The sequence below is a fragment of the Mycobacterium sp. E2699 genome (assembly GCF_001666745.1).
In the GTDB taxonomy this organism is placed as follows: Bacteria; Actinomycetota; Actinomycetes; order Mycobacteriales; family Mycobacteriaceae; genus Mycobacterium.
The window spans coordinates 1-583 of sequence record NZ_LZJH01000123.1; the positions used below are offsets into that span (position 1 = coordinate 1).

Annotated in this window: 1 pseudogene; it reads right to left on the reverse strand. The window is 68.8% G+C overall.

The features are described from left to right. Positions 1–583, reverse strand: a pseudogene (locus tag A5696_RS28075) (glycosyl transferase); the annotation flags it as partial.

A 583-nucleotide genomic window follows, 5' to 3' on the forward strand; every position in this document is an offset into this window, starting at 1 on the left:
AACTCGGCACAGGCGTCGGCGATCATGGCCACCGTCTCCGTGGGGGACTGGACCGGCGTGCTGCCGAAACCGAAGTAAATCGGCGGTTTTCCCGCGGCGATCCAGGACGCGACCTCGTCATCGGTGTCCGCGCCCAACTCCAGCGTCAGCGCACCCACGAAGGGCCGCTTGCCATTCCATTCCGCCGCGAGCCCCGGGAAAACCGCCTCGTCGTAGGCCTGCAGCTCCAGCGTTCCGGCTTCGGCCATCCGTTGCCACGCCGAAACCGTCGTCGGCGGGAGACCCAGTTCCCGGCGTTGCGCGTCCTCCTCCGCCTTGGTGATGCGCGAGTACAGCCACCAGCCGGCCGTCAGTGTCGTGCGGACCACGGGCGCCGGTGACGGCAGGAAGGGGACACCGAGCTGACCGTTGACCCGCACCGGGAAGTGATGCAGCCCTGCGACCGGAATGTCGTAGTACTCCGCGACGTTGGCGGCGATTTCCTGATAGAGCTGGCCGGTCAGCAGCAGGTCGACCCCGTCCGCGAGCGGCTTGAGCGCGGCGCCCAGCTCGTCGAAGCCCGCCCGGACCGGCTCCATGGCCT